Here is a 21,506-nt window from a genome sequence, read left to right as displayed (position 1 = left end):
TCAGAACTCCACGAGGCCGTACTCGCCGACCCGATCGCTGAGCACCCGCAGGTGCTCCAGATCGCCGCCCAGGGTGCGGGCGATGGCGGTGAGCCGGGCGACATAATGGCTCACCGGGTATTCGGTGGTGATGCCGATGCCGCCGTGCATCTGGACCGATTCCTGCCCGATGTGCCGGGCCGAGCGCCCGACCTGCAGCCGGGCCCGCGACGCCGCGACCCGGTCCGCGGAACCGTCGGCCACCGCCGCCGTCGCGTACAGGCTCATGGAGCGGGCCAGTTCCAGCGAGACGTACATGTTCGCGGCCCGCTGGGTCAGCGTCTGGAACTTCGACAGCGTGACCCCGAACTGCTTGCGCGTCTTCAGGTAATCGGTGCTGAGCCGCAGGGCCTCCTCCATCGCGCCCAGCGATTCCGCGCACAGGCTCGCCTGCGCCGCCAGCGTGACCGCGTCGATCACCGGCTGCGCGTCGCCGCCCTCGCCGAGCGGTTCGGCTGCCGCGGAGGCGAATTCGAGCTGTGCGCCGCGCCGCCCGTCGAAGGTGCGGAACGGGGTGCGGGTGACGCCCTCGGCGTCGGCGGCGAGCAGGAACAGCCCCACTCCTCCTCCGGGCAGGGCGGCGCTGACCACCAGCTGATCGGCGCAGTCACCGTGCGGCACCGGGTTCTTGACGCCGGTGATCCGGTAGCCGTCCCCGTCTGCCACCGCGGTGGTGGACAACTCGGCCGCGGGCCACCGGACACCGGGCTCGTCGTGCGCGAAGGCCAGCAGGGTCTCCCCGCCCGTGAGCGCGGGCAGCACGCGCTGCCGCTGTTCGGCGGTGCCGCCGCGCGCGATCAGCCCGCCGGGGACCAGCACGGCGTCGAGGTAGGGCTCGGGCGCGTTGCGGCGGCCGATCTCCTCCATGACGACCATGGTCTCGACCGGGCCCGCGCCCACGCCGCCGTCCTCCTCGTCGAAAGGCAGTCCGAGGACGCCCAATTCGGCCAGCTGCCGCCACACGTCGCGGTTCCAGCCGAGCTCGGTGTCGATGACCTTCAGGCGCGTCTCCGGGTCGTAGGCGCGGCCCAGCAGGTCCCGGACCGTATCGCGCAGCATGACCTGTTCATCGGTGAGTTCGAAATCCATGGCGGCGGCTCACAATCCGAGGATGGTGGAGGCGATGATGGTGCGCTGCACCTCGCTGGAGCCTCCGTAGATGGTGGTCTTGCGGTAGTTGAGGTACCCGGGGCCGCTGCGCTGCGCCCAGCCCGGCGAGGCGATGTCGGCGGCGTTCACCGGCAGCGCGTCCGGACCGGCGATCTCGAGCAGCAGTTCGGTGGCGGCCTGCTGCAGCTCCGAACCGCGCAGCTTCAGCACCGAGGAGGCCGGATTCGGCTTGCCGTCACTGGAATTCGAGATCACCCGCATCAGGGTGAGCTCCAGCGCCAGCAGCTCGTTCTCGATCTCGGCCACCCGCGCGGCGAAGACCGGATCCTCGAGCAGCGTGCCGTTGCCCGAACGGATCTGCGCCGCATGCTCTTTCGCGACGCCCAGCTTGACCTTGGTACGGCCCACGCCGGTGATGCCGGTGCGCTCGTTGCCGAGCAGGAACTTGGCGTAGGTCCAGCCCATGTTCTCCTCGCCGACCAGCTGGTCGGCCGGGACCCGGACGTTCTCGAAGAAGACCTCGTTGACCTCATGGTGGCCGTCGATCAGCTTGATCGGGCGGATGGTGACGCCCGGGGTATTCACGTCGAAGAGCAGCATCGAGATGCCCGCCTGCTTCTTGGCGTTCGGGTCGGTGCGGACCAGGCAGAAGATCCAGTCGGCATACTGGGCCAGGGTGGTCCAGATCTTCTGGCCGTTGACGATGTAGGAGTCGCCGTCGCGGACGGCGGTGGTGCGCAGCGAGGCCAGGTCCGAACCCGCGTCGGGCTCGGAAAAGCCCTGGCACCACCAGATGTCGAGGTTGGCCGTCGGCGGCAGGAAGCGCTGCTTGAGCTCCTCGGAGCCGAACTGGGCGATGACCGGGCCGATCATCTGGGCGTTGAAGGTGAGCGGCTCCGGCACCGACGCCAGCTGCATCTCGTCTTCCCAGATGTGCAGCTGCATGGGCGAGAAGTCGCGGCCACCCCATTGCGCCGGCCACTTGGGCACGGCCAGGTGATTCTCGTTGAGGATGCGGTGGGTGGTGACGATGTCATCGCGAGAGAGCTCGAGACCGTACTTGACGCGGTCACGGATCTCCGCCGGGATCTTGGTCCGGTAGAACTCACGCAGTTCGTCCCGGAATGTCACCTCATCGGGTGAAAGGGCCAGCTTCATTGCTTCTCCCGAGCTCGCTGTGATGTCGCCATCAAACCTACCCCCCGGTAACGATCCATTTGCCACCCGGATCACACCGACGGGGCGGCTCGGCGGCACCGGGACCGACCTGAACTGGTAGGTTGCCCGAGAACCCCACACCCGCAACGCAGGAGCAGCCAGAGTGAACGGCAGCACGCTTTTCCGGCGCGCCGCGGCGATCGCCGCGATGACCACCGTCGCGGCCCTGGGAGCCCCCACGGCCACGGCCGACTGGACCGAGACGACGCCCCAGATGGGCATCGACCAGCTCACCCAGGCCGTCGGCGACAATGTCGCGGGCAAGACCGCGGTCGCCGACATCGCCCGGACGGCGCAGCTGATCGCCGCCGCGAAGTTGGAAAACGTTCAGTTCACGCCGTTCTCGTACCTGGCCCCCACCCTCGGCTGCGGCTTCAACATGCCATTCAGCCTCACCTCGGCCACCGCGGTCACCGGCGTCGCGGGCCCCAACGGCACGGTGTCACTCCCGGCCGGGAACATCAGCTTCCAGGTCATGGCCCAGCAGAACGGGTTCCCGATCGGATCCGGCCTGACCGTCGCCTGGCTGAATGTGAACAACGGCCGCAGCGGCATCGTCCCACTCGACGACCACACCGAGTACAGCCTGCCGTCGCTGTCCAAGACCGTCGAGACCGGCCCGGGCACCGTCATCGCCTCGCTCTGGGGCACCATCGACTACCCCAACGCCCGGTGCGTCGTCCTCCCGACCGTCGGCCTCTCGACCGTCCCGGATGCCCCCGCGGTCCAGGCCACCCCGCCCGCCACCGCCCCGGCGGCCCCGGACGCCTCCGGGGCGACCCCGTCCAGCACCCCGGCCGCGCCGACCACTCCCGCGCAGACCCCGGCCGACAACTCCGGCTCCGGCAGCGCTCCGGCCTAGACACTCGCGACTCCCGAAAACACGACGCCCGCATCCATTCCGGATGCGGGCGTCGTCGTTTCGGAGCGCTGTCTCAGAAGCGCGGCTTGCGCCGATGCTGGTCCGGGCGCTTGCCCTCGCGGCGCGGGGCGCGGCTCATGGAGCGCTGTCCGGGCGGGCCGCCGTCCAGGGTGAGCTCGATGAGCTGACCGCTGATCCGGGTGCGGCTCAACGCGTTCAGCGTTTCCTTGGACAGGTCGGCGGGCAGCTCCACCAGCGAGTGGTCCGGGCGGATGCTGATGTGCCCGAAGTCGCTGCGGCGCAGGCCGCCCTCGTTGGCGATGGCGCCGACGATCGCGCCCGGCGCGACCTTGTGGCGCTTGCCGACCGAGATCCGGTAGGTGACCAGTTCCGCGCCGGTCTGACGGTGCCGGGACGGACCGCTGGGCTCCCGGCGTTCGCGGGGTCCGCGATCGCGGTCGTCGAAGGAGCGGGGGGCACGCTCACGGCGCTCGCGCGGGGCGGGCTCCGGGTCGGGCTCCATGAAGAAGTTGTCACCGTCGTGGCCGCCGACCGCCAGCGCCGCCGCGATGTCCACCAGCGGGATGTTGTGCTCGCGCTCGTAGTCCTCGATGAGCTTGCGGAACAGCGGCAGGTTGTCCGAGGCCAGGTTGTCGGTGATGGCGTCGTGGAACTTGGTGACGCGTTGCGCGTTCACGTCATCGACGCTGGGCAGCTGCATCTCTGTGACCTGCTGGCGGGTGGCGCGCTCGATGGCGTCGAGCAACCGGCGCTCGCGCGGGGCCACGAACAGCAGGGCGGTACCGGTGCGGCCGGCGCGGCCGGTGCGGCCGATGCGGTGCACGTAGGACTCGGTGTCGTGCGGGATGTCGTAGTTGACGACGTGCGAGATGCGTTCCACGTCCAGGCCGCGGGCGGCGACGTCGGTGGCGACCAGGATGTCGAGCACGCCCGACTTGAGCTGGCCGATGGTGCGCTCACGCTGCGCCTGCGCGATGTCACCGTTGATGGCCGCCGCGGAATACCCACGCGCGCGCAACTTCTCGGCCAGCTCCTCGGTGGCCTGCTTGGTGCGCACGAACATGATGATGGCCTCGAAGGGCTCCACCTCGAGGATGCGGGTCAGCGCGTCCAGCTTGCGCTGATGCGACACCTGCACCCAGCGCTGGGTGATGTTGGTGTTGGTGGAGGTCTTGGTCTTGACCGTGATCTCGACCGGGTCCTTCAGGTACTGCTTGGAGATCTTGCGGATCACCGTCGGCATGGTGGCCGAGAACAGGGCGACCTGCTTCTCCTCGGGCGTGTCGCGCAGGATGCGCTCGACGTCCTCCTGGAAGCCCATCTTGAGCATCTCGTCGGCCTCGTCGAGCACCAGGTACTGCAGCTCCGACAGGTCGAGCGTGCCGCGCTCGAGGTGATCGATGACGCGACCCGGGGTGCCGACCACCACCTGGGCGCCGCGCCGCAGCCCCGACAGCTGCACCGCGTAGTTCTGACCACCATAGATCGGCAGCACATGCGTTCCGGGCATATGGGTGGCGTACCGGCCGAACGCCTCCGCTACCTGGATCGCCAGCTCACGAGTCGGTGCCAGCACCAACGCCTTCGGCGCCTTGCCCGCTCCGTGCATGCCCATCAACACCGGGATGGCGAATGCCGCCGTCTTACCGGTACCGGTCTGGGCGAGACCCACCACGTCATGGCCGTCCAACAGCGGCGGAATCGTCGCCGCCTGGATCGGCGACGGCGATTCGTAGCCGACATCGGCGATGGCCCGCAGAATGCGGTCATCGAGCCCGAGATCGGCGAAGGACGGGCCGGAAACGTCCCTCTCGTCGTCAGTGGGAACGCTGTCGGCCGGTGAGGTGCTCATTGCCATGGATTTTACTGCCTGCTAGCTGCGGGCCTGACCATCGGGTGAATACCCTGGGAGTCGTGCAACCGGACAACCCGCCCGCGCCCGCCCTCCCGACGCCCTCGAGTCCGGTTTCCGGACTCGGAAATACCGAAGCCGCTCCCGTCCACAGCTATGCCGCCGGGACCCTGGCCTCGCCCGATGCGGCCAGCTCGGGAGCCGTGGCGACGGCCGTCCCCGAGCCCGGCGCCGCGGCCCGGCAGCAGGCCGGCACCGCGCCCGCGGGGTCGGTGGACGTGGCGGTGGTGCAGTTCGATCCGCACACCGACACCGTGGCCAATCTCACCGCCCTGCGCGCCGAGGTCAAAGCGGCCAGCGAACTCGGAGCGAAGGTGGTGGTGGCCCCCGAGTACGCGATGTTCGCCACCAAGCGCCTCGACGAGCGGGTGCTGGCCGCCGCGGAGCCGCTCACCGGAGAGTTCGTCACCGGATTGCGCGGCGTGGCAGCCGAATTCGGCGTGCACGTGGTCGCCGGCGTGGTCGAGGCCGGGGGCCCGGACCAGCCCGCCGGGCACATCTACAACACACTCGTCGCCGCCTCCCCGGACGCCGAGTTCGCCGCCGTGTACCGAAAAGTTCACCTCTACGACGCTTTCGGCTCCCGCGAATCCGACCTGCTCATCCCCGGCCCGCTCGACCAGTCCCAGACCTTCACCGTCGACGGCGTCGTATTCGGCATGCAGACCTGTTTCGATCTGCGCTTCCCCGAGGGCATTCGCCGCCTGGCCGCCGCCGGCGCGCACACCCTGCTGTTGCCCGCGCAGTGGATTCCCGGCCCCGGCAAGGTCGATCAGTGGACCACCCTGCTGCGGGCCCGGGCCATCGAGAACACCATGTACGTGGCCGCCGCCGACCAGGCCGCGCCGCGCGGCTCCGGCGCCTCCATGATCGTCGCCCCCACCGGCGCGGTGCTGGCCGAACTCGGCGATCAGCCGGGCATCGCCACCGCCCGCGTCGATCTGGCGCACCTGGGCGAGGTCCGGGCCACCAACCCCAGCCTGGCGCTGCGCCGGTACACCATCCGCGGCGAATGAGCCCCGGTGAGCCGGGGCTCACGCAACTAGACTGAATACCGATGATCTATCCGGATCGCGGGGCCGCCGGACGCGCGCTGGGTGAGGTGCTCGGGCACCTGCGCGCGGCGGATCCGTTGGTGCTGGGACTGCCTCGCGGCGGGGTTCCGGTGGCGGCAGCGGTCCGTGCGGCGATCGGCGGCGATCTGGATGTGCTGCTGGTCCGCAAGCTCGGAGTGCCCTGGCAGCCGGAGCTGGCCATGGGGGCCATCGGCGAGGACGGGGTGCGGGTCCTCAATCACGACGTCATGCGGCAGACCGGTGTGTCCCCGGAGCAGCTGATCGACATCGAGCACGTCGAACGCGCCGAGCTGGAACGGCGGCGGCGGGTGCTGCGCGAGGGGCCGCCGATCGACATGACCGATCGGACCGTGGTGATCGTCGACGACGGCATGGCCACCGGCGCGACCGTGGCCGCCGGATGCGAGATCGCGCGCCGGCACGAGCCCCGGCGGGTGGTCGTCGCCGTGCCGGTGTCCTCGGCCGAAGCGCTGCACCGGATCCGGGCCATCGCCGATGAGGTGGTGTGCCCGATGGTGCCGCGCAATCTCGGCGGCGTGGGCGGCGCGTATCGCGACTTCCACCAGCTCACCGACGCGGAGGTGGTGCGGCTGTTGCGGCCCGCCACCGACCGCGACCCGGAACGGTGACCGCCGTCAGACCAGCGATCGGGCGTGCACGAAATCGACCACCTCGGCGGTGACCGCCGCGTGCGCGGGCTCGTGCAGCAGATCGTGGCCGGTGTCCGGATAGGTGAGGAAGCGCGCCCCGACCTGTTCGGACCAGGCCCGGACCGGGTCGATCGGCGCGCGCCGATCGTCCGCGCCGTGCACGATCAGCACCGGCAGGCCCTCGGGCAGCCGGGGGCCCGGCCAGTCCGATTCGCTGGCCGTCGCCGCCGCGGCCCGGGAGCGGGCCTCGGCCGAACTTCCGCCGGAAACGGCTTGGGCCCGGCCACGATTCGCGACCGCGCTGCCGCGGGCGGATTTCGGCGACCGGCCCTCCAGCACCGCCTGCGGCGTACCGGACAGGACCAGACCGGAGAAGTCCCGCGGTTCGGCGTCCCGCAGCACCGCCAGCGCGGTGGCCGCGCCGAGCGAGTGACCCATCAGGAAGGGCGTGGAGTCGGAGTGCCCGTGCACCTGATCCAGGAACAGGCGCGCGTCGGCGGCCAGTTCGTGGATATTGCCGGGCCGCTCCGGGTCTCCTTCGCTGAGACCGTGGCCGGAGGTGTCCAGGGCCCAGAGTTCGATTCCGTGGGCGGCGAGCGCCCGGGCAAACCGATGGTAGTGCGCGCTGTGCTGGCCGATTCCGGGCAGCAGAGCCAGGACGGCCTGCGCATGGTCGAGCCGCCATCGTCGGTAGTGAAGGCGGCCGCGAGCGCTCGCGAGGTAAAGCATCGGCAGATTGTGACAGACCGGAAGCGGCTGTGGGGGAGCTCCGAACAGGCAACTGGTCAGTAATTAATGGAGAGACCGAACGGTCGGCCCGGGTTTCCGGTCCGGGGCCGGTCCCGGCGGCCGGACCGGATGGGCGACTCGGTCTCGCCCGCCGGGCGACACGCCGGAATGGCGGGGCGATATCTGGCGTCCGACCGGGCGTTGAGCCAACTTCGGCCACCGCGCCCCGCACGAGTCGCGTTGTCTCCCAACACCGCCCGCAAACGCGCGCTGACGTGGGCGGCTCGTGACCGGGACGACCCCGTACGCGGGCCCCACCTGGCGGCACATCACACCGCCCGCAGTCATTACGCTATGGCCGACTCGGCACGTGACGATTCCCGGCCGGGCGGGCGGAGCAATGGCACAGGAGGGCCGCGATTGATGCTGTTCGGTGATCGTGTCGTGTGCAGCACCGGAGACCTGGTGGCGGCGGCGCGTTGTGAGTTCGCGCTGCTGCGCGCGCTCGACGCCGAACTGGGACTGGTGACCCCGGTCGAGTTCCCGTCGCGCGGCGCGCTCACGCGCACCCCGGACCCGGCCGTCGAACACCGCCTCGCCGACCTCCGCGACCGCCACGGCGACGCCGTCACCCGCATCCGCCTATCCCGGGCCGCCGCGGCCACCCTCGGCGTGGCCGCCCTCACGCCCCCGGAGGCCGGCCCACTCGCGGGCCTACCCGACGACCATCCCCGCGCGCTACGCCGCGACACCGCGACCGCGACGCCCGAACACACGCAGGACGAGGCACTGGCCGGACTGTGGGTCGCGCACGAGCAGACCGCGGCGGCACTGCGCGGCGCGGCCGAGGCGGTCGCGGGGGCCGTCCTGTTCGACGGCGACTTCGCGGCGCGCTGCGAATTCCTGGTCCGCGACCACGCACCCGAGGGCCACGACTACATCGTGACCGGGGTCGCCGGACGCCGCGGCGGGGTCGCCACCCTGCTCGGCCTGGCAGCGGCAGCGGAAGCCCTGCGGCACAACGGCTTCCGGGCCGCCTCACACGCGCTGGTGTGGGAGGACGGGGTCCGTGCCACCCACCGGCTCGCCGACATGGCGGTGGTCTACCAGGCCCGGCGCGCGCGGCTGAACCTCATCGTGGAATCCAAACTCGGCGAACTACTTCCGGTGCAGTGGGGCGATCGGCGCTTCCTGGCCTGCGGACACTGCCCCACCTGCACCGCCGAACTCGAGGCCCGCCGCGACCTGCTGCTGGTCGCGGGCATGCGCCCGGCCACCCGCGCCCACCTGCGCGACGCCGGCATCACCACCGTGGACCGGCTCGCGGTCGCCGACTCCACGGTCACCGGCATCCCCGCCGCCACCCTCACCACCCTGCGCCGCCAGGCCGAGGTCCAGATCCTGCGCGAACGCACCGGCCGCCCCGTGCACGGCCTCGTCGAGCCGGCCGCTCTCGCCGCCCTGGCCGCCCCCGCCCCGGGCGAGCTCTTCGTCAGCGTCACCGCGCCGCCGGGACCCGACGGCGCCGCCATCCCCATGCTCACCACCTGCGGAACAGCCCGCCCCCGGGCCGGAATACGCCGCACCGCAGGTGATCTGATCGTCCACGTGGGTTTCGCCGCAGCGATCGGCGACGCCGATCCCACGAACGCCCGCCACCGCGCCGACAGTCCACGCGACACGCGGACCGACACCGCCGAACACCCGCGCGAGCCGGAACACGCCGCGGCCCGGCTCGGTAACGCGGAAATCCCTCCGGTGGCACTGAGTTTCGGTCCCAGAACGCCCGGCGAGACGGCCCCCGGGACCGTCGGAGATCGCGTGGCCACCGCCGAGCCCGGGCCGATGCCCGGCGTGAGCACCATCGACCTGGGCTTCGTACCCGCGCCCGCACTGCCGAAAACCGAGCGCACCTTCGTGATTCGAGGCGCCGAGCGGGACCGCGGGGTGTCGCTCACCCGGAGGCGGGACGACGCGGACGAGCTGCTGGAGTTCCTGATGGAGCGGCAGCGCGAGTTCCCGGAGCTGCGGATCCACCACTACCGCGCTGATCTGCGCGAGGTGCTCGATGCCGTCGGGGAGCGCGACTCCGAGGCCGAGGACGCGGTGGCGGAGCTGCTGCCCGCGCTGGTCGATCTGTACCCGGTGGTGCGGGCCGCGCTGGTGGTCGGCGAGCGGTCCTACGACCTGCATCAGCTGCCGCCCAACCAGGAGGAGAGCGGGCACGGCGCCGAAGCGGTGCTGCGCCTGCGGGATTGGCTGCTGGAGCTGGCCGCCGAACACCAGGTGCGGCCGAGCCGTCGCTGGGCCTACGACTACGCCGAGACCGGACCCGACGATGTCGAGGCCGCGCTGCGGGAATTCGCCGAGAGCTCGGGCGCTCGACGCGGCCCGGCCCAGGAGGCCGCCGGACTGACCGCGGCCGCGCTCGGCTATCACCGGCGCGAACGCCGCCCGCTGCGCTGGGCCCACGACGACCGCCTCGACCACCCCGTGGACGAATGGGCCGACACCGCGGGCGTGCTCGTCGCCGACTCCGGTTCGGTCGACACCGACTGGCACGGCACCGGACAACGGCCCCTGCGCCGGTACCTGACCCTGACCGGACGCCTGGGCACCGGCAACGCGCCGCCGCCCGGCACCCCCGTGCTCACCCTCTACGACCACGCCGCGCCCGGGATGGCCGTCACCCCGGGCCTGCGCGCCACCGCGCACGCCACGGTGCTCGGCTGCTCCCTGGACGCGGGCTTCGAGGACGTGGTGCGCGTCGTCGAGTTCCTGCCCGAGGGCTGCGCGCCCTACGACGAGCTGCCCACCGCCATCGCGCCCTGCCCGCCCGGCACCGACGCACGTCTCGCGGAAGCCTTGGAGGACACCGCACATCAGCTGCTGGTGACGCTCCCCCACGTGCCCGAGACGGCCGTCTTCGACATCCTCACCCGCCGCCCGCCCCGGCTTCGCACCGGCGCCGCGCTGCCCGAGGTGTTCGGCGACCACGCCGCCGCCGTCACCGCGGCCGTGCTGGACCTCGACAATTCCTATGCGGCCGTGCAGGGTCCGCCCGGCACCGGCAAGACCGTCACCACCGCGCGCGCCGTGGAACGCCTCGTCACCCGCTACAAGTGGCGGGTCGGGGTGGTGGCGCGCACGCACCGGGCGGTCGAGCATCTGCTCGACGCCGTCGTCGAGGTGGGCGTGCTGCCGGAGCTGGTGGCCAAGGCCGACAGCCGCGCGGTGGCCCCGGAATGGCTGCCCATCGAGGCGTCCCGTTATCCGCGCTTCCTCGACAATGCCGTGAACGGCTGTGTGGTGGGCGGACTCTCGGGCGACTTCACCGATCCCGAACGCATCGCACGCGACAGCCTGGACCTGCTGGTCATCGTGGACGCCGGGAAGTTCCCGCTGGCCGAGGCAGCCGCGGTCGCGGTGTGCGCGCGCAACCTGCTGCTGGTCGGCGACCCCGCGCCGCCCACCGCGCACGGCACCCACCCCGAACCCATCGCCGAATCCGTGCTGGGCCGGCTGCTCGGCGCGCACCGCACCCTGCCCGCCGCCTACGGCTACTTCCTGGACCGCACCTGGCGCATGCATCCGCGCATGTGCGTGCCGGTGTCGCGGCTGCGCTACGAGAATCGGCTGCGCTCGAACGAAACCGTCACCCTGGCACGGGAACTCGACGGCATTCCGCCGGGCGTGCGCACGGTCGCGGTGGAGCATCACGGCAACGGCACCGAATCCGCCGAGGAGGCGCGCGAGATCGTGCGCCAGGTGCGGACGCTACTCGGCCTGCCCTGGCACACCGGGGCGGTCACCCGCCGCCTGCACCCGCACGACATCCTGGTGGTGGCCCCGTATCACGCGCAGGTGGCGCGCATCCGAACCCTGTTGTCACGGGCCAAGATCGAGGACGTGCTGGTCGGCACGCCCGACCACTTCCAGGGCCGCGAGGCGGCGGTGGTGCTGGTCTCCATGACCACCTCCGCGCCCGAGGACGCCCCGCACGGCATCGGGGCGCTGCTGTCGCGGCACTGGCTGACCAGCGCCATCTCGCGGGCCATGTGGTCGGCGATCATCGTGCGCTCGCCGCTGCTGACCGAATTCCTCCCGGCCACCACGGCCGAACTGTCCGACCTGGCCGCGGTCCTGCAACTCGACCGGGTCTGACACCGCGCCACCGAGTTCCCCCGACTGCCGGAACTCGGTGCACTCGGGGTCAGCCGAAGTTGTGGCCTTCGCCGCGATAGGTCGGCACGGTGGTGCGGCTGCCGTCGGCGTCGACGAGATGAACCTCGTCGAACCGCTCGCACAGCTCGCCCGCCTTGGCGTGCCGGAACCAGACGCGATCGCCGATCCGCAGTCCGTCGGCGCCGGTCAGCGGGGTCTGCACCTCACCCGCGCCCTCGGTGCCGATCAGCTTCAAGCCCAAGGGCCACACCGGTTTCGGCACCCGGGACGCACCCGTGGGACCCGAGGCGATGTAGCCGCCCGAGTACACGGTGGCGATCCCGGGCGCGGGACGGCGCAGCACGGGGGCCGCGAAGTACATGGACGGGCGCGGAGCGAGATTGCGGTAGCCGTCGAACAGGGTCGGCAGGTACAGACCCGAACCCGCGGTCACCTCGGTGACACCCGGGTCGGTGATGGAGACCTCGATGGACCCGGTGCCGCCGCTGTTGACCAGCTCCAGTTCACCGGCCACCGACCGTACCGCGTCCAGCACCTGGCGGCGGCGCTTGCCGATCTCCGCGGCGGACGCCCACTTCACCAGGCGCACAGCCGGATTGGTGTCGGGCAGGCCAGCGATCTGGGCCTCGTAGGTCATCACGCCGACGAGCCGGAAACCGCGGGAACGGGTTTCGGTCGCCAGCTTCGCGGCCTGGTCGGGGGTGCGAATCGGGGAGCGGCGCACGCCCAGGTGGAGCGGTCCGATGCGCAGGGAGGCGTCGACGTCGAGACACACGCGGGGAGCGGCCTTCTCGCCGACGACGGCGCGGATGAAGTCCAGCTGGTCGGTGTCGTCGACCATGAGGGTGATGGAGTCGAGCAGCAGCGGGTCGGCGGCGAGTTCGGCCAGCGCGTGCCGGTCGACGGTGGGATAGCCGAGCAGCACGTCGCGCGCGCCCTCGCGGACCAGCCAGATCGCTTCGCGCAGTGAGTAACCCATGATCCCGGCGAAGCCGCCGGACGCGGTGAGCTTGTCGCCCAGCACTTCCTCGAGCACCGCGCGGCAGCGGACGGATTTACTGGCTACCCGGATCGGCACGCCGCGGGCGCGGCGCACCAGATCGGCGGCATTGGCGCGCAGGGCGGTCAGGTCGACCGCGGCCAGCGGTGGTTCCAGGTCGGCGGTGGCCGCGTGCAGCCCGCTGATCGGCGACGAATCGGTCACCAGATCATTCGACCACGAACCTGGTCACTCGTCCAGCACAAAGTTCGGGGGAATCCTCAGAGGTCGACGGCCTTGGTGGACAGGTACGAGACCAGGTCGTCCAGCACGACCAGCGAGATCTCGTCATCGCAGTCCGCCAGCCAGCGCAACACCATGCCCTGGATGACGGCCAGCAGGTAGGCGGCGATGGCATCGACCGGTTCCAGCCACTGGGTGCCCGATCGGCGGGCGCACAGGTCCAGGAACTCGGTCACGTCGGCGTCCAGTTCGCGGAACATGGCGGTGGCGATCGGATCCGGTACGCAACCGGTCTGGTTCTCCCAGCGCCGCCGCAGGACCGACAGCGTCGATTCGTAGGCTCGCAGCTGCCGATCGGGTGAGGATTTCAGGATCGGCCACAGCGTGCTGACGCCCGCGTGCAACAGAACTCGAAGCGCACGATTACCGCTGAAATCGAGCGACCCGGCCGCGGCCTCGATGGCCTCGGTCATGGCCGGACGAAGTCCGACCTGGGTGATTTCTCCACTTGCGCTCAACGACGACTCCCTTTGGCGAAAAGACTCGCGCACCTCTGCCTGCGCGGCTCGCTCAACGGGTTGCAGATCAGCATCGATCACCGGCCTGTACCCCGGCGTACCCGTTCAACGGGTACCGATGTTACGTCTTTTACTTGCCTTGCGACCAGCTTTGATAGGCGAATACGGACCTCAGGATTGTTTTGTTACCTGATTGAAACGGGCCCGCGATCGATTGGGAATGATCAAATTGAACGATCGCCAGGTAAAGCCGCTATTTGGACCAATCGGTATTTTATGGCGGTATGCGCGACACACATAGCGGGTGTGCGCGAACCCACACCCGGCGGCGTATTTTGGGGCCCCGGATTCGCCGCGAACGAGTCCCGCTCACCGATCGATCGCCGACCGCGAGTCCCACTCACCGATAACCTGAGCTCGTGACCTCTGCGCGCTACGACCAATTCCTGATCTCCGGCACCTTCAACTTCCGCGATCTGGGTGGAGCACGGACCGTGGGCGGATCCACCGTCAAGGAAGGCGTCCTGCTGCGGTCCGCCCAGCTCAGCCGGATCGACGACGCCGGTGTCGACACCCTGCGCACGCTGGGCGTCACCGACATCCACGACCTGCGCGGACACGCCGAGATCGAGTACATCGGGCACGACGTCATCCCGGACGGCGTGCGACTGCGGGTCACGCCCTTCGACTCCCGCATGGGCCAGACCCCGCCGCACGAGGCGCGTGACAAGGCGACCGCCCAGGCCCACATGCTCGAGGTCTACCGCCAGTTCCCGGCCCTGCCCGAGGCCCACGTCGCGATCAAGTCGCTGGCCGACTCCGCGCTGGCCGGCACCGCGCTGGTGCACTGCGCCGCCGGCAAGGACCGCACCGGCTGGGCGGTGGCCACGCTGCTGCGCGCGGTCGGGGTCACCGAGGACGACGTGTTCGCCGACTACCTGCTCAGCAATGACGCGGTGCCGGTGCTGCGCTCGTTCATGACCGCGGAGTCCGACAAGGACGTCTCCGATGACCTGCTCGGCGTCCGCACCGAATACCTGGAATGCGCCACCACCTCGATGCACGCCCTCTACGGCGGCCTCGACGGCTACCTCACCGAAATCGGCATCACCATCGAGATCCGCGACGCCCTGCACACCCGCCTGCTCGGCTGAGCGCTCGCGTCCGGTCGGGTCCGCGCGTCAGCCGACGCGGCGGACCAAGCCGTCGGCGGTGATGCTGACCTGGTTCCCGGTGTGGAACCAGGGCCCGGTGAAGCGCGATTCGGTGGTCTTCGGGTCGTTCCAGTACCGCGGGCTCACATTCGGCCCGCGGCACAGCAATTCGCCGCACCCGGCGTCCGCGCGCGGGCCCCATAACGCGAGTTCGGTTCCCCCGAAGGCGAATCCGAGGGTGTCGCGAGCGCTGTCGTGGTCCTCGAGGTCCACGGCGGTGTCGTCGCGGGCCAGGCCGATGCCGGAGGTCTCGGTCGCGCCCCACACCGACCACTGCCGCGCGGCCGGGAAGACCTCGCGCAGGGTGTCGGCGACCGAGCCGGAGGCGGCGGTGGCCGCGGCCAGTTCGGCGCGGTGCCCGGCGCTGCACACCTGACGCACCTGCTCCACCCGCAGCCCCGCCAGGCCGGGCAGCAGTCCGGCGAAGATGCTGGGGGTCGCGGCGACCATGTCGATGCGTTCGGCCACCAGCGCCCGCGGCACCAGGGACCGGTCCGGGGTGAGCACCACCGTGCCGCCGACCGCGAACGTCGGCAGCAGTTGATCCACGCACCCGCTGGCGTGCGCGAGCGGCAGCAGCACCAGGTTGCGCAGGCCGTCGGTGGGCAGGTCCAGCGCGCCGACCACGGAACGGATTGCGGAGAGCAGGTTCTCGTTGGTCAGCTCCACCCCGCGCGGGGCGGTGCCGGGGCCCGGGCTGGTGTAGGAGAGCAGCGCCAGCTCGCCCAGGGACGCGCCGTCGTCGATGAAGGCCGCGCCGTCGGGCAGGGCCGCGGCGAAACCGGTCGCGGTACCGCCGCCGTCCAGCACGAAGTCGGCGCAGGCGTCGCGAATCACGCGGTCCGCCAGCGCGTCCGGGAGGCCGTCGTGGACCAGCACCGGGACCGCGCCGGAGAGCAGCGCGCCCAGGAAGGCCTGGACCCACCGGGCGCCGACCGGCATGCGGACCGCGACCCGGTCGCCGTAGCCGATGCCGTGCTCCTGCAACCCGCCCGCGATGCGGGAGGCCGAGTACCAGAGCTCGCGGTAGGTGAGCCGGGGGCCGCCGATCTCGACGACGGCCTCGCGGGCGGCGAAAGTGTGGACCTGGACGTCGAGTAGCTCGGTCAGTGCGGGGGTGAGGTTTCCGTAGCGCAGGATGCCGTCGGCGGCGCGCGCAAGCGGGTTGTCACACCAGCCGTTTCGCGTGTGCGGGAATTCCACGAGTAACTGCGACATCGTCCCTCCGAGTGCCTCGAAGCCCTGCCAGGCATGAGTGACTATATGATGCAGATCACAGAAGTGGGCGGATTGTCGGCAAACGGATGTCAGGCTTTGACCCCACGGAAACAGATCGGCGTCCTGCCAAACCTCGGTTCCCCCAATCGAGCCTGCGGAAACGCAGGATTTGGGATGTCGTTCACGACCGGGCGTCCGGAATGAGCATCGAGCGGTCTCGTGTCGCACCCGATCCGACAGCATCGCAGGTAGACGGCTTGACACGCCCGGGCGTCATTAGACACGCCCGGGCGCGCACAGCCGGTCCGGCCGGCCTGGGTCTATTTGCCCGTGTACGTGGCCTTTCCGGGGCCGACCTCCAGGAAGCTGCGCACCGCGCCCTTCAGGTCCGCGGTGCCGAAAAGTTGCCCGGACACCTCCGGGGTCACCGAATCCGCGTGGGCGACACCACCGGACCGCCAGGCCTCGATGATCGTCTTGGTGGCCGCGTGCGCGCGGGTCGGACCCTCGGCGAGGCGGGCCAGCAGCGCCCGGGCGGCGGCGTCCACGTCCTCGTGCACGGCGTTGACCACACCCCAGTCGGCCATGGTGGCGGCGTCGTAGAGGTCACCGGTCATGACGAACTCGCGGGCCCGGCCCGAACCCGCCCGCTCGGCCAGCCGCTGCGGGCCGCCCATGGACGGGGTCAGACCCACCACCGTCTCCACCAGGCCGAACTTGGCCTTGGGAGCGGCCAGGACGATGTCGCAGGCCAGCGACATCTCGAAGGCCGCGGTCAGGGTCAGCGAGTGGGCGGCGAAGACGACCGGGCAGGGCAGCGCCTCGAGCGGGTGGATGATGCGCGCGAACAGGGCCTGCCACAGCTGCGCGCCCTCCTCCTCCGACAGCCCGTCGAAGACGTGCACGTCCACGCCGCCCGACACCAGCTTGCCGTCGGCGCGGATCAGCAGCGCGCGGGGCGGATTCGCCGACAGCTCCTCGAGATCCGAGGCGAGGGTGTCCATCAGCGCCTTGTCGAAGAGGTTCAGCGGCGGATGGTCGATGGTGAGGATCGCCGCGTCCGCGCCGCCATCGGTGACGATGCGCTCCAGGCGGGTGGGCTTCGAGTCAGTCATGCCCTGAATGTATGCGGACGCTTACCTTCGCAAAAGAGGCGGCACAACATCGGTACGACTACCTGCAACAAGATTACCCAGAGGGTCGCGGCCGTCTCGATTCTGGACCGCACCTCGATAGACCTCCGCCTTGGAGCGGAGGAGGGAAGAATCGAGACCTCGGGGCCGCGAACCCGCCCGGAGCGGAGCGGAGGGCAAAATAGACACGGTGACCACCTCGAACAACGAGCCGGGGACCTATGTCGAGCCCGGCGAATTCAAGCGGGACACGAATTACATCGAGACGCGGATCACCGCGGACGGGCGGGACGGGTATCCGGTCGAGCCGGGCCGGTACCGGCTGGTCGCGGCGCGGGCCTGCCCGTGGGCCAATCGCACGCTGATCGTGCGGCGGCTGCTCGGGCTGGAATCGGTGCTGTCCCTGGGTTTGTGCGGGCCGACCCACGACAAGCGCAGCTGGACATTCGACCTGGATCCGGGCGAGGTGGATCCGGTGCTCGGCATCCACTTCCTGCGCGACGCCTACTTCGAGCGGTTCCCCGACTACCCGCGCGGCATCACCGTGCCCGCCGTCGTGGACGAGCGCACCGGCGCGGTGGTCACCAACGACTACGCGCAGATGACCCTCGACTTCTCCACCGAGTGGACCGAGTACCACCGGCCCGGCGCGCCCGACCTGTACCCGGAAGATCTACGCGCGGAGATGGATCCGGTCATGCGCCGCATCTACACCGAGGTCAACAACGGCGTGTACCGGTGCGGGTTCGCGGGCGACCAGCAGGCCTACGACGCCGCCTACGACCGGCTCTTCACCGCCCTCGACTGGCTGAGCGAACGCCTCGCGGGCCAGCGGTACCTGATGGGCGACACCATCACCGAGGCCGATGTGCGGCTGTTCACCACCCTGGCCCGTTTCGACCCGGTCTACCACGGCCACTTCAAGACCAACCGGCAGAAGCTCACCGAGATGCCGGTGCTGTGGGCGTACGCCCGCGACCTGTTCCAGACCCCCGGTTTCGGCGACACCGTCGACTTCGTGCAGATCAAGCAGCACTACTACATCGTGCACACCGACATCAATCCGACGCGGGTCGTGCCCAAGGGCCCCGAACTAGGCGACTGGCTGACCCCGCACGACCGGGAAGCCCTGGGCGGCAAGCCGTTCGGCGACGGCACCCCGCCGCCTCCGCCGGTGGAGGCCGAGCGGGTGCCCGCCGGTCACGGCGCGGTCTGACCGCTCACTCCCCCGCCGCGCCCCGATAGGTGCCGAAGCTCCAGTAGACGCCTTCGGGGTCGCGGCAGGTGAAACCCTTTGATTCGTAATCGGTTTCGTCACGCAGTTCGCGGGTGACGGTCGCGCCCGCGGCCCGCGCCCGCTCGTACAGCGCGTCGACCTCGTCGAGGGCGATGTACACCGAGCCGACGCCGGGCGGCTGGCAGTCCAGCGCCATGCCCTCACGCACCCCGCCGAGCATGATCGCGCCGCCGCCCGGCCAGGCCAGTTCGGCGTGGTCGACGGTGTCGCCCGAGTCGTAGCGGGCGGTGGTCTCGAAGCCGAAGGCGGCCTCCAGGAACGTGATCGCGGCCGCGGCGTCGCGGTAGACCAGGGTCGGCCAGACGACGATGGCGGTCCGCACGGAATTGGTGGTTTCGCTCATGGCACTAGCCTCCGACCTCGGCCACCGGTTGGTCTTGGACGAATGGGAACTCCTCGTGTTCCCGCCACACCGACGGCGGCATGCCCGCCAGCTCCCGCCACTCGCGGGCCATGTGCGCCTGGTCGTAATACCCGGCGGCGGCCGCCACCGTCGCCAGCTGCGGCGCGACCGGCTCGCGCAGCAGCCGGTGCGAGCGTTCGAAACGGGCCACCCGGACCGCGTCCTTGGGGGTGATGCCGAACTCCGCGCCGAAACGGCTGCCGAGATGCCTTCGGCTCCAGCCGATCTCGTCGGCGACCTCGGCCACCCGCACCGCCGGGTCCGGCCCGGACAGCAGCGCCCAGGCGTGGGTCAGCTCGTCGTCCCAGCGCACGGGGGCGAGGTGCCGCAGCAGGATCTCGTCGATGACGGCGAACCGCTCCGGCCACGACACCGGCTCCGCCAGCCGTTCCCGCAGCTCCGTCGCGCGCGGCCCGAGCACGTCGGCCAGGTCCACGATCCACGAACCGAGCGCCGCGGCCGGCATCCCCAGCACCGCCCGGCAGCCCAGCGGGGTCAGATTCAGCTGCACGCCGTGCTGGAAGCCGTTGTGCGCGATCACCGCCGGACGCACCGTGAGCCCGCTGGCCAGCATGTCCCAATGGCCGCCCGCCTGCTCGGGATGGCTGGAGACGGGGACGTGGATGGGTTCGCCGATGGTGATGATCACCGTCAGCGCCGACCCCGGCATGCCGATATGGGTGCCCGGGGTGAAGCCGTGCAACAGGTAGCCCTCGTAGCCGAGGACGTACGCGCTCAGCCGCGGGTCGGGCACACCCAACGCGCCTTCGGACACGCCTGCCACGCGGTCCACCCTAGGCCGATCCGGCGCGGTGCGCGATGCTCCCATCCGGAACCGGTCTATCTCGCGAATCGTTGTCGAGGTGCCATAGAGTTTCGGTCGGAGAGGACCGCACGGAAGTAAGGGGTTGCCGATGTTCAAGGGCGGATTCGAAAAGGCGGTCGTTTCGCTGCTCGACAACGGGTCCCAGGTGCAGGCCCCGGCGGTCGCGAAATACGTCGCGAAGCTGCGGGCCGATCATCCTGACGAGACACCCGGGCAGATCATCGCGCGGTTCGAGAAGCTGTATCTGAACACCGTCACCGCCTCCGGCACCGCGGTCGGAGCGACGGCGGCCGTGCCCGGCGTCGGAACCGTCGCGTCGGTGGCCGCCATGAGCGCGGAGACCGCGTTCTTCCTGGAGGCGTCCGCGGTGTTCACCCTGGCCGTGGCCGCCGTGCACGGCATCGCGCCCGAGGACAAGGAACGCCGCCGCGCCCTGGTCCTGGCCGTGGTGCTCGGGGAGAGCGGCATGGAGATCGTGCAGAAGAGCGTCGGCGTGTCGGCCAAGAACTGGGGTGGCCTGATGGCCGCCAAGATCCCCGGCCTGAGCTCCATGAACGACTCGCTGCTCAAGCGGTTCATGGTGCAGTTCATCGCCAAGCGCGGGGCGCTCATGGTCGGCAAGGTGATCCCGGCCGGAATCGGCGCGGCCATCGGCGGATTCGGCAACCGGGCGCTGGGCCGCCGCACCGTCGACAATGCCCGCAACGCCTTCGGCGCGCCGCCGCTGAGCTGGCCACAGCCCATGATCGTCGACGCCGACCCGCTGACCGCCCTGAACGCGCCGGCCTGGAACAAGCAGCAGTGAGCGCCCGGCCCCTCGCCTTCGCCGCCGGCGGGCTGACCAAGACCTTCGACAGCATCACCGGCGTCGACGACGTCAGTTTCGTGGTGCCCGCCGGGACGGTGGCCGCGCTGGTGGGACCGCACGGCGCGGGCAAGTCCACGGTGCTGCGCATGCTGCTCGGACTGCTCGCCCCCACCTCGGGCACCGCGAGCGTGGGCGGGCCCGGTTCCGGTGCGCGCGCCGGACGGCGGGCGGTCGGCGCGATGCTCACCCCGCGCGGGCTGGACCCGGCGCGGCGGGTGTTCGCCCAGCTGCGCGTGTACGCCGCCGCCGCGGGCGTCTCCGATGAGCGGGCCGAGGAACTGCTGCGGCTGGTCCGGCTCCTCGACGCCGCCGACGAACGGATCGGCAATCTCACCGAGGGCATGCGGACCCGGCTGGCGCTGGCCGTCGCCCTGCTCGGCGATCCCCCGCTGCTGGTGCTCGACGATCCGGCCACCGGACTCGACATCGGCGAAACCGCCTGGCTCAATGACCATCTGCGCGGCCACGCCCGCCGCGGCGGCACCGTGCTGCTCACCTCGCGCACCCTGAGCACCGTGCTGCCCATCGCCGACGAGCTCATCGTCATGGACCGCGGCCGCATCGCCTACCAGGGCAGCCCCGCCCGGCTGCGCCGCAGCCACCCGGACCGGCTGCTGGTCAAGGCCTCCAGCCCGATCGCGCTGGCCACCTCGCTGGCCGCGCAGGGCTTCACCGACGCGGTCATGCGGCCCGACGGCCGCCTCGCGATCGCGGAAGCCTCACTGTCACAACTGGAATCGGCCGCCTCCGCCGCCCGGGTCCAGCTCACCGAGGTCACGCCCGAACACATCCACCCGGATCAGGTGCTGGCCGCCCTCACCCACACCGGACCCACCGCCCCCGCCTACCCCGGCCCGGCCGCCCCCGGGGCGTATCGGTGACATCGGTGTGCCACATCGGTATTCGCTATCGGTCGGCGGCGCCGGCAACCGGTGGCCCGGCCCGCGAACGATCGGTCCGCGGCACCGCCGCCGAGACGCTCGATTCCGGAGCAGCGCCCCGTGC

At 70.8% G+C, this 21,506-nt stretch carries 18 protein-coding genes; 8 read left to right on the top strand and 10 right to left on the bottom strand.

The window, feature by feature from the left end; all coding sequences use genetic code 11:
* A complete protein-coding gene (locus tag ACFYTS_RS23085) occupies positions 1-1,128 on the bottom strand; it encodes an acyl-CoA dehydrogenase family protein (RefSeq protein WP_357283451.1) in 1,128 nt (375 codons plus the stop codon).
* Between the two features lie 9 nt (positions 1,129-1,137).
* Positions 1,138-2,307 (bottom strand): acyl-CoA dehydrogenase family protein, encoded by a 1,170-nt coding sequence (locus ACFYTS_RS23080; RefSeq protein WP_387307062.1) that lies wholly within the window; start codon positions 2,305-2,307, stop codon positions 1,138-1,140.
* Between the two features lie 163 nt (positions 2,308-2,470).
* Here ACFYTS_RS23080 and ACFYTS_RS23075 point away from each other — a divergent pair, with 163 nt between their 5' ends.
* Positions 2,471-3,229 carry a hypothetical protein gene (locus tag ACFYTS_RS23075; protein WP_357283445.1) on the top strand — a complete coding sequence of 253 codons (759 nt, stop codon included), beginning with the start codon at positions 2,471-2,473 and terminating at the stop codon, positions 3,227-3,229.
* Positions 3,230-3,302: 73 nt separating this feature from the next.
* Here the strand turns inward: ACFYTS_RS23075 and ACFYTS_RS23070 are convergent, their stop codons facing one another.
* Positions 3,303-5,102 carry a DEAD/DEAH box helicase gene (locus ACFYTS_RS23070; RefSeq protein WP_357283442.1) on the bottom strand — a complete coding sequence of 600 codons (1,800 nt, stop codon included), beginning with the start codon at positions 5,100-5,102 and terminating at the stop codon, positions 3,303-3,305.
* 272 nt (positions 5,103-5,374) lie between these two features.
* On the opposite strand from ACFYTS_RS23070, the gene ACFYTS_RS23065 reads away from it, so the two are divergent.
* Positions 5,375-6,178, top strand: coding sequence for a carbon-nitrogen hydrolase family protein (locus ACFYTS_RS23065; RefSeq protein ID WP_357283713.1), 804 nt, complete (start codon positions 5,375-5,377; stop codon positions 6,176-6,178).
* Positions 6,179-6,219: 41 nt separating this feature from the next.
* Entirely contained in the window at positions 6,220-6,867 is a 648-nt protein-coding gene (locus tag ACFYTS_RS23060) for a phosphoribosyltransferase (RefSeq protein ID WP_387307060.1), read from the top strand.
* Between the two features lie 6 nt (positions 6,868-6,873).
* Here the strand turns inward: ACFYTS_RS23060 and ACFYTS_RS23055 are convergent, their stop codons facing one another.
* Complete coding sequence (locus ACFYTS_RS23055; RefSeq protein ID WP_357283436.1) at positions 6,874-7,617, bottom strand: alpha/beta fold hydrolase; 744 nt, start codon at positions 7,615-7,617, stop codon at positions 6,874-6,876.
* Between the two features lie 423 nt (positions 7,618-8,040).
* On the opposite strand from ACFYTS_RS23055, the gene ACFYTS_RS23050 reads away from it, so the two are divergent.
* Positions 8,041-11,781 carry an AAA domain-containing protein gene (locus ACFYTS_RS23050; RefSeq protein WP_387307058.1) on the top strand — a complete coding sequence of 1,247 codons (3,741 nt, stop codon included), beginning with the start codon at positions 8,041-8,043 and terminating at the stop codon, positions 11,779-11,781.
* A 49-nt stretch (positions 11,782-11,830) separates the two neighbouring features.
* Here ACFYTS_RS23050 and ACFYTS_RS23045 read toward each other — a convergent pair whose 3' ends face one another.
* Both ACFYTS_RS23045 and ACFYTS_RS23040 read right to left on the bottom strand, forming a co-directional pair.
* Positions 11,831-13,006 (bottom strand): amino acid deaminase/aldolase, encoded by a 1,176-nt coding sequence (locus ACFYTS_RS23045; RefSeq protein ID WP_387307056.1) that lies wholly within the window; start codon positions 13,004-13,006, stop codon positions 11,831-11,833.
* A gap of 56 nt (positions 13,007-13,062) precedes the next feature.
* Complete coding sequence (locus ACFYTS_RS23040) at positions 13,063-13,542, bottom strand: TetR family transcriptional regulator (RefSeq protein ID WP_357283428.1); 480 nt, start codon at positions 13,540-13,542, stop codon at positions 13,063-13,065.
* Between the two features lie 419 nt (positions 13,543-13,961).
* Between ACFYTS_RS23040 and ACFYTS_RS23035 the strand changes: the two genes are divergently transcribed.
* On the top strand, positions 13,962-14,696 hold the full coding sequence (locus ACFYTS_RS23035) for a tyrosine-protein phosphatase (protein WP_387307054.1): 735 nt from the start codon (positions 13,962-13,964) through the stop codon (positions 14,694-14,696).
* 27 nt (positions 14,697-14,723) lie between these two features.
* Here ACFYTS_RS23035 and ACFYTS_RS23030 read toward each other — a convergent pair whose 3' ends face one another.
* Both ACFYTS_RS23030 and ACFYTS_RS23025 read right to left on the bottom strand, forming a co-directional pair.
* On the bottom strand, positions 14,724-15,974 hold the full coding sequence (locus tag ACFYTS_RS23030; RefSeq protein ID WP_357283422.1) for an AMP-binding protein: 1,251 nt from the start codon (positions 15,972-15,974) through the stop codon (positions 14,724-14,726).
* A gap of 320 nt (positions 15,975-16,294) precedes the next feature.
* Positions 16,295-17,089 (bottom strand): enoyl-CoA hydratase/isomerase family protein, encoded by a 795-nt coding sequence (locus ACFYTS_RS23025; protein ID WP_357283419.1) that lies wholly within the window; start codon positions 17,087-17,089, stop codon positions 16,295-16,297.
* A gap of 208 nt (positions 17,090-17,297) precedes the next feature.
* Between ACFYTS_RS23025 and ACFYTS_RS23020 the strand changes: the two genes are divergently transcribed.
* A complete protein-coding gene (locus tag ACFYTS_RS23020) occupies positions 17,298-18,323 on the top strand; it encodes a glutathione S-transferase family protein (protein ID WP_387307051.1) in 1,026 nt (341 codons plus the stop codon).
* Between the two features lie 4 nt (positions 18,324-18,327).
* On the opposite strand, the gene ACFYTS_RS23015 is transcribed toward ACFYTS_RS23020, so the two are convergent.
* Both ACFYTS_RS23015 and ACFYTS_RS23010 read right to left on the bottom strand, forming a co-directional pair.
* Positions 18,328-18,747: a VOC family protein gene (locus ACFYTS_RS23015; protein ID WP_387307049.1), complete on the bottom strand. Its 420-nt coding sequence runs from the start codon at positions 18,745-18,747 to the stop codon at positions 18,328-18,330.
* A gap of 4 nt (positions 18,748-18,751) precedes the next feature.
* On the bottom strand, positions 18,752-19,591 hold the full coding sequence (locus ACFYTS_RS23010; RefSeq protein ID WP_357283411.1) for a helix-turn-helix transcriptional regulator: 840 nt from the start codon (positions 19,589-19,591) through the stop codon (positions 18,752-18,754).
* A 130-nt stretch (positions 19,592-19,721) separates the two neighbouring features.
* On the opposite strand from ACFYTS_RS23010, the gene ACFYTS_RS23005 reads away from it, so the two are divergent.
* The gene (locus tag ACFYTS_RS23005; RefSeq protein ID WP_357087233.1) at positions 19,722-20,438 is read left to right on the top strand and encodes a hypothetical protein; all 717 of its coding nucleotides are present in this window, start codon (positions 19,722-19,724) and stop codon (positions 20,436-20,438) included.
* Positions 20,435-21,382 carry an ABC transporter ATP-binding protein gene (locus ACFYTS_RS23000; RefSeq protein ID WP_387307046.1) on the top strand — a complete coding sequence of 316 codons (948 nt, stop codon included), beginning with the start codon at positions 20,435-20,437 and terminating at the stop codon, positions 21,380-21,382. Before ACFYTS_RS23005 ends, ACFYTS_RS23000 begins: the two co-directional genes overlap by 4 nt.
* Positions 21,383-21,506: the final 124 nt, after the last annotated feature.

This window comes from Nocardia sp. NPDC004151, from assembly GCF_042874235.1.
In the GTDB taxonomy this organism is placed as follows: Bacteria; Actinomycetota; Actinomycetes; order Mycobacteriales; family Mycobacteriaceae; genus Nocardia.
Note: the sequence above shows the minus strand (reverse complement) of the source record. Positions and strands in the feature narration are given on the sequence as shown.

What these genes read in the sequence shown, in the direction of transcription:
- ACFYTS_RS23085 (WP_357283451.1), bottom strand. Translation starts at nt 1,128, where the DNA reads ATGGATTTCGAACTCACCGATGAACAGGTCATGCTGCGCGATACGGTC.
- ACFYTS_RS23080 (WP_387307062.1), bottom strand. Translation starts at nt 2,307, where the DNA reads ATGAAGCTGGCCCTTTCACCCGATGAGGTGACATTCCGGGACGAACTG.
- ACFYTS_RS23070 (WP_357283442.1), bottom strand. Translation starts at nt 5,102, where the DNA reads ATGAGCACCTCACCGGCCGACAGCGTTCCCACTGACGACGAGAGGGAC.
- ACFYTS_RS23060 (WP_387307060.1), top strand. Translation starts at nt 6,220, where the DNA reads ATGATCTATCCGGATCGCGGGGCCGCCGGACGCGCGCTGGGTGAGGTG.
- ACFYTS_RS23055 (WP_357283436.1), bottom strand. Translation starts at nt 7,617, where the DNA reads ATGCTTTACCTCGCGAGCGCTCGCGGCCGCCTTCACTACCGACGATGG.
- ACFYTS_RS23050 (WP_387307058.1), top strand. Translation starts at nt 8,041, where the DNA reads ATGCTGTTCGGTGATCGTGTCGTGTGCAGCACCGGAGACCTGGTGGCG.
- ACFYTS_RS23030 (WP_357283422.1), bottom strand. Translation starts at nt 15,974, where the DNA reads ATGTCGCAGTTACTCGTGGAATTCCCGCACACGCGAAACGGCTGGTGT.
- ACFYTS_RS23025 (WP_357283419.1), bottom strand. Translation starts at nt 17,089, where the DNA reads ATGACTGACTCGAAGCCCACCCGCCTGGAGCGCATCGTCACCGATGGC.
- ACFYTS_RS23015 (WP_387307049.1), bottom strand. Translation starts at nt 18,747, where the DNA reads ATGAGCGAAACCACCAATTCCGTGCGGACCGCCATCGTCGTCTGGCCG.
- ACFYTS_RS23005 (WP_357087233.1), top strand. Translation starts at nt 19,722, where the DNA reads ATGTTCAAGGGCGGATTCGAAAAGGCGGTCGTTTCGCTGCTCGACAAC.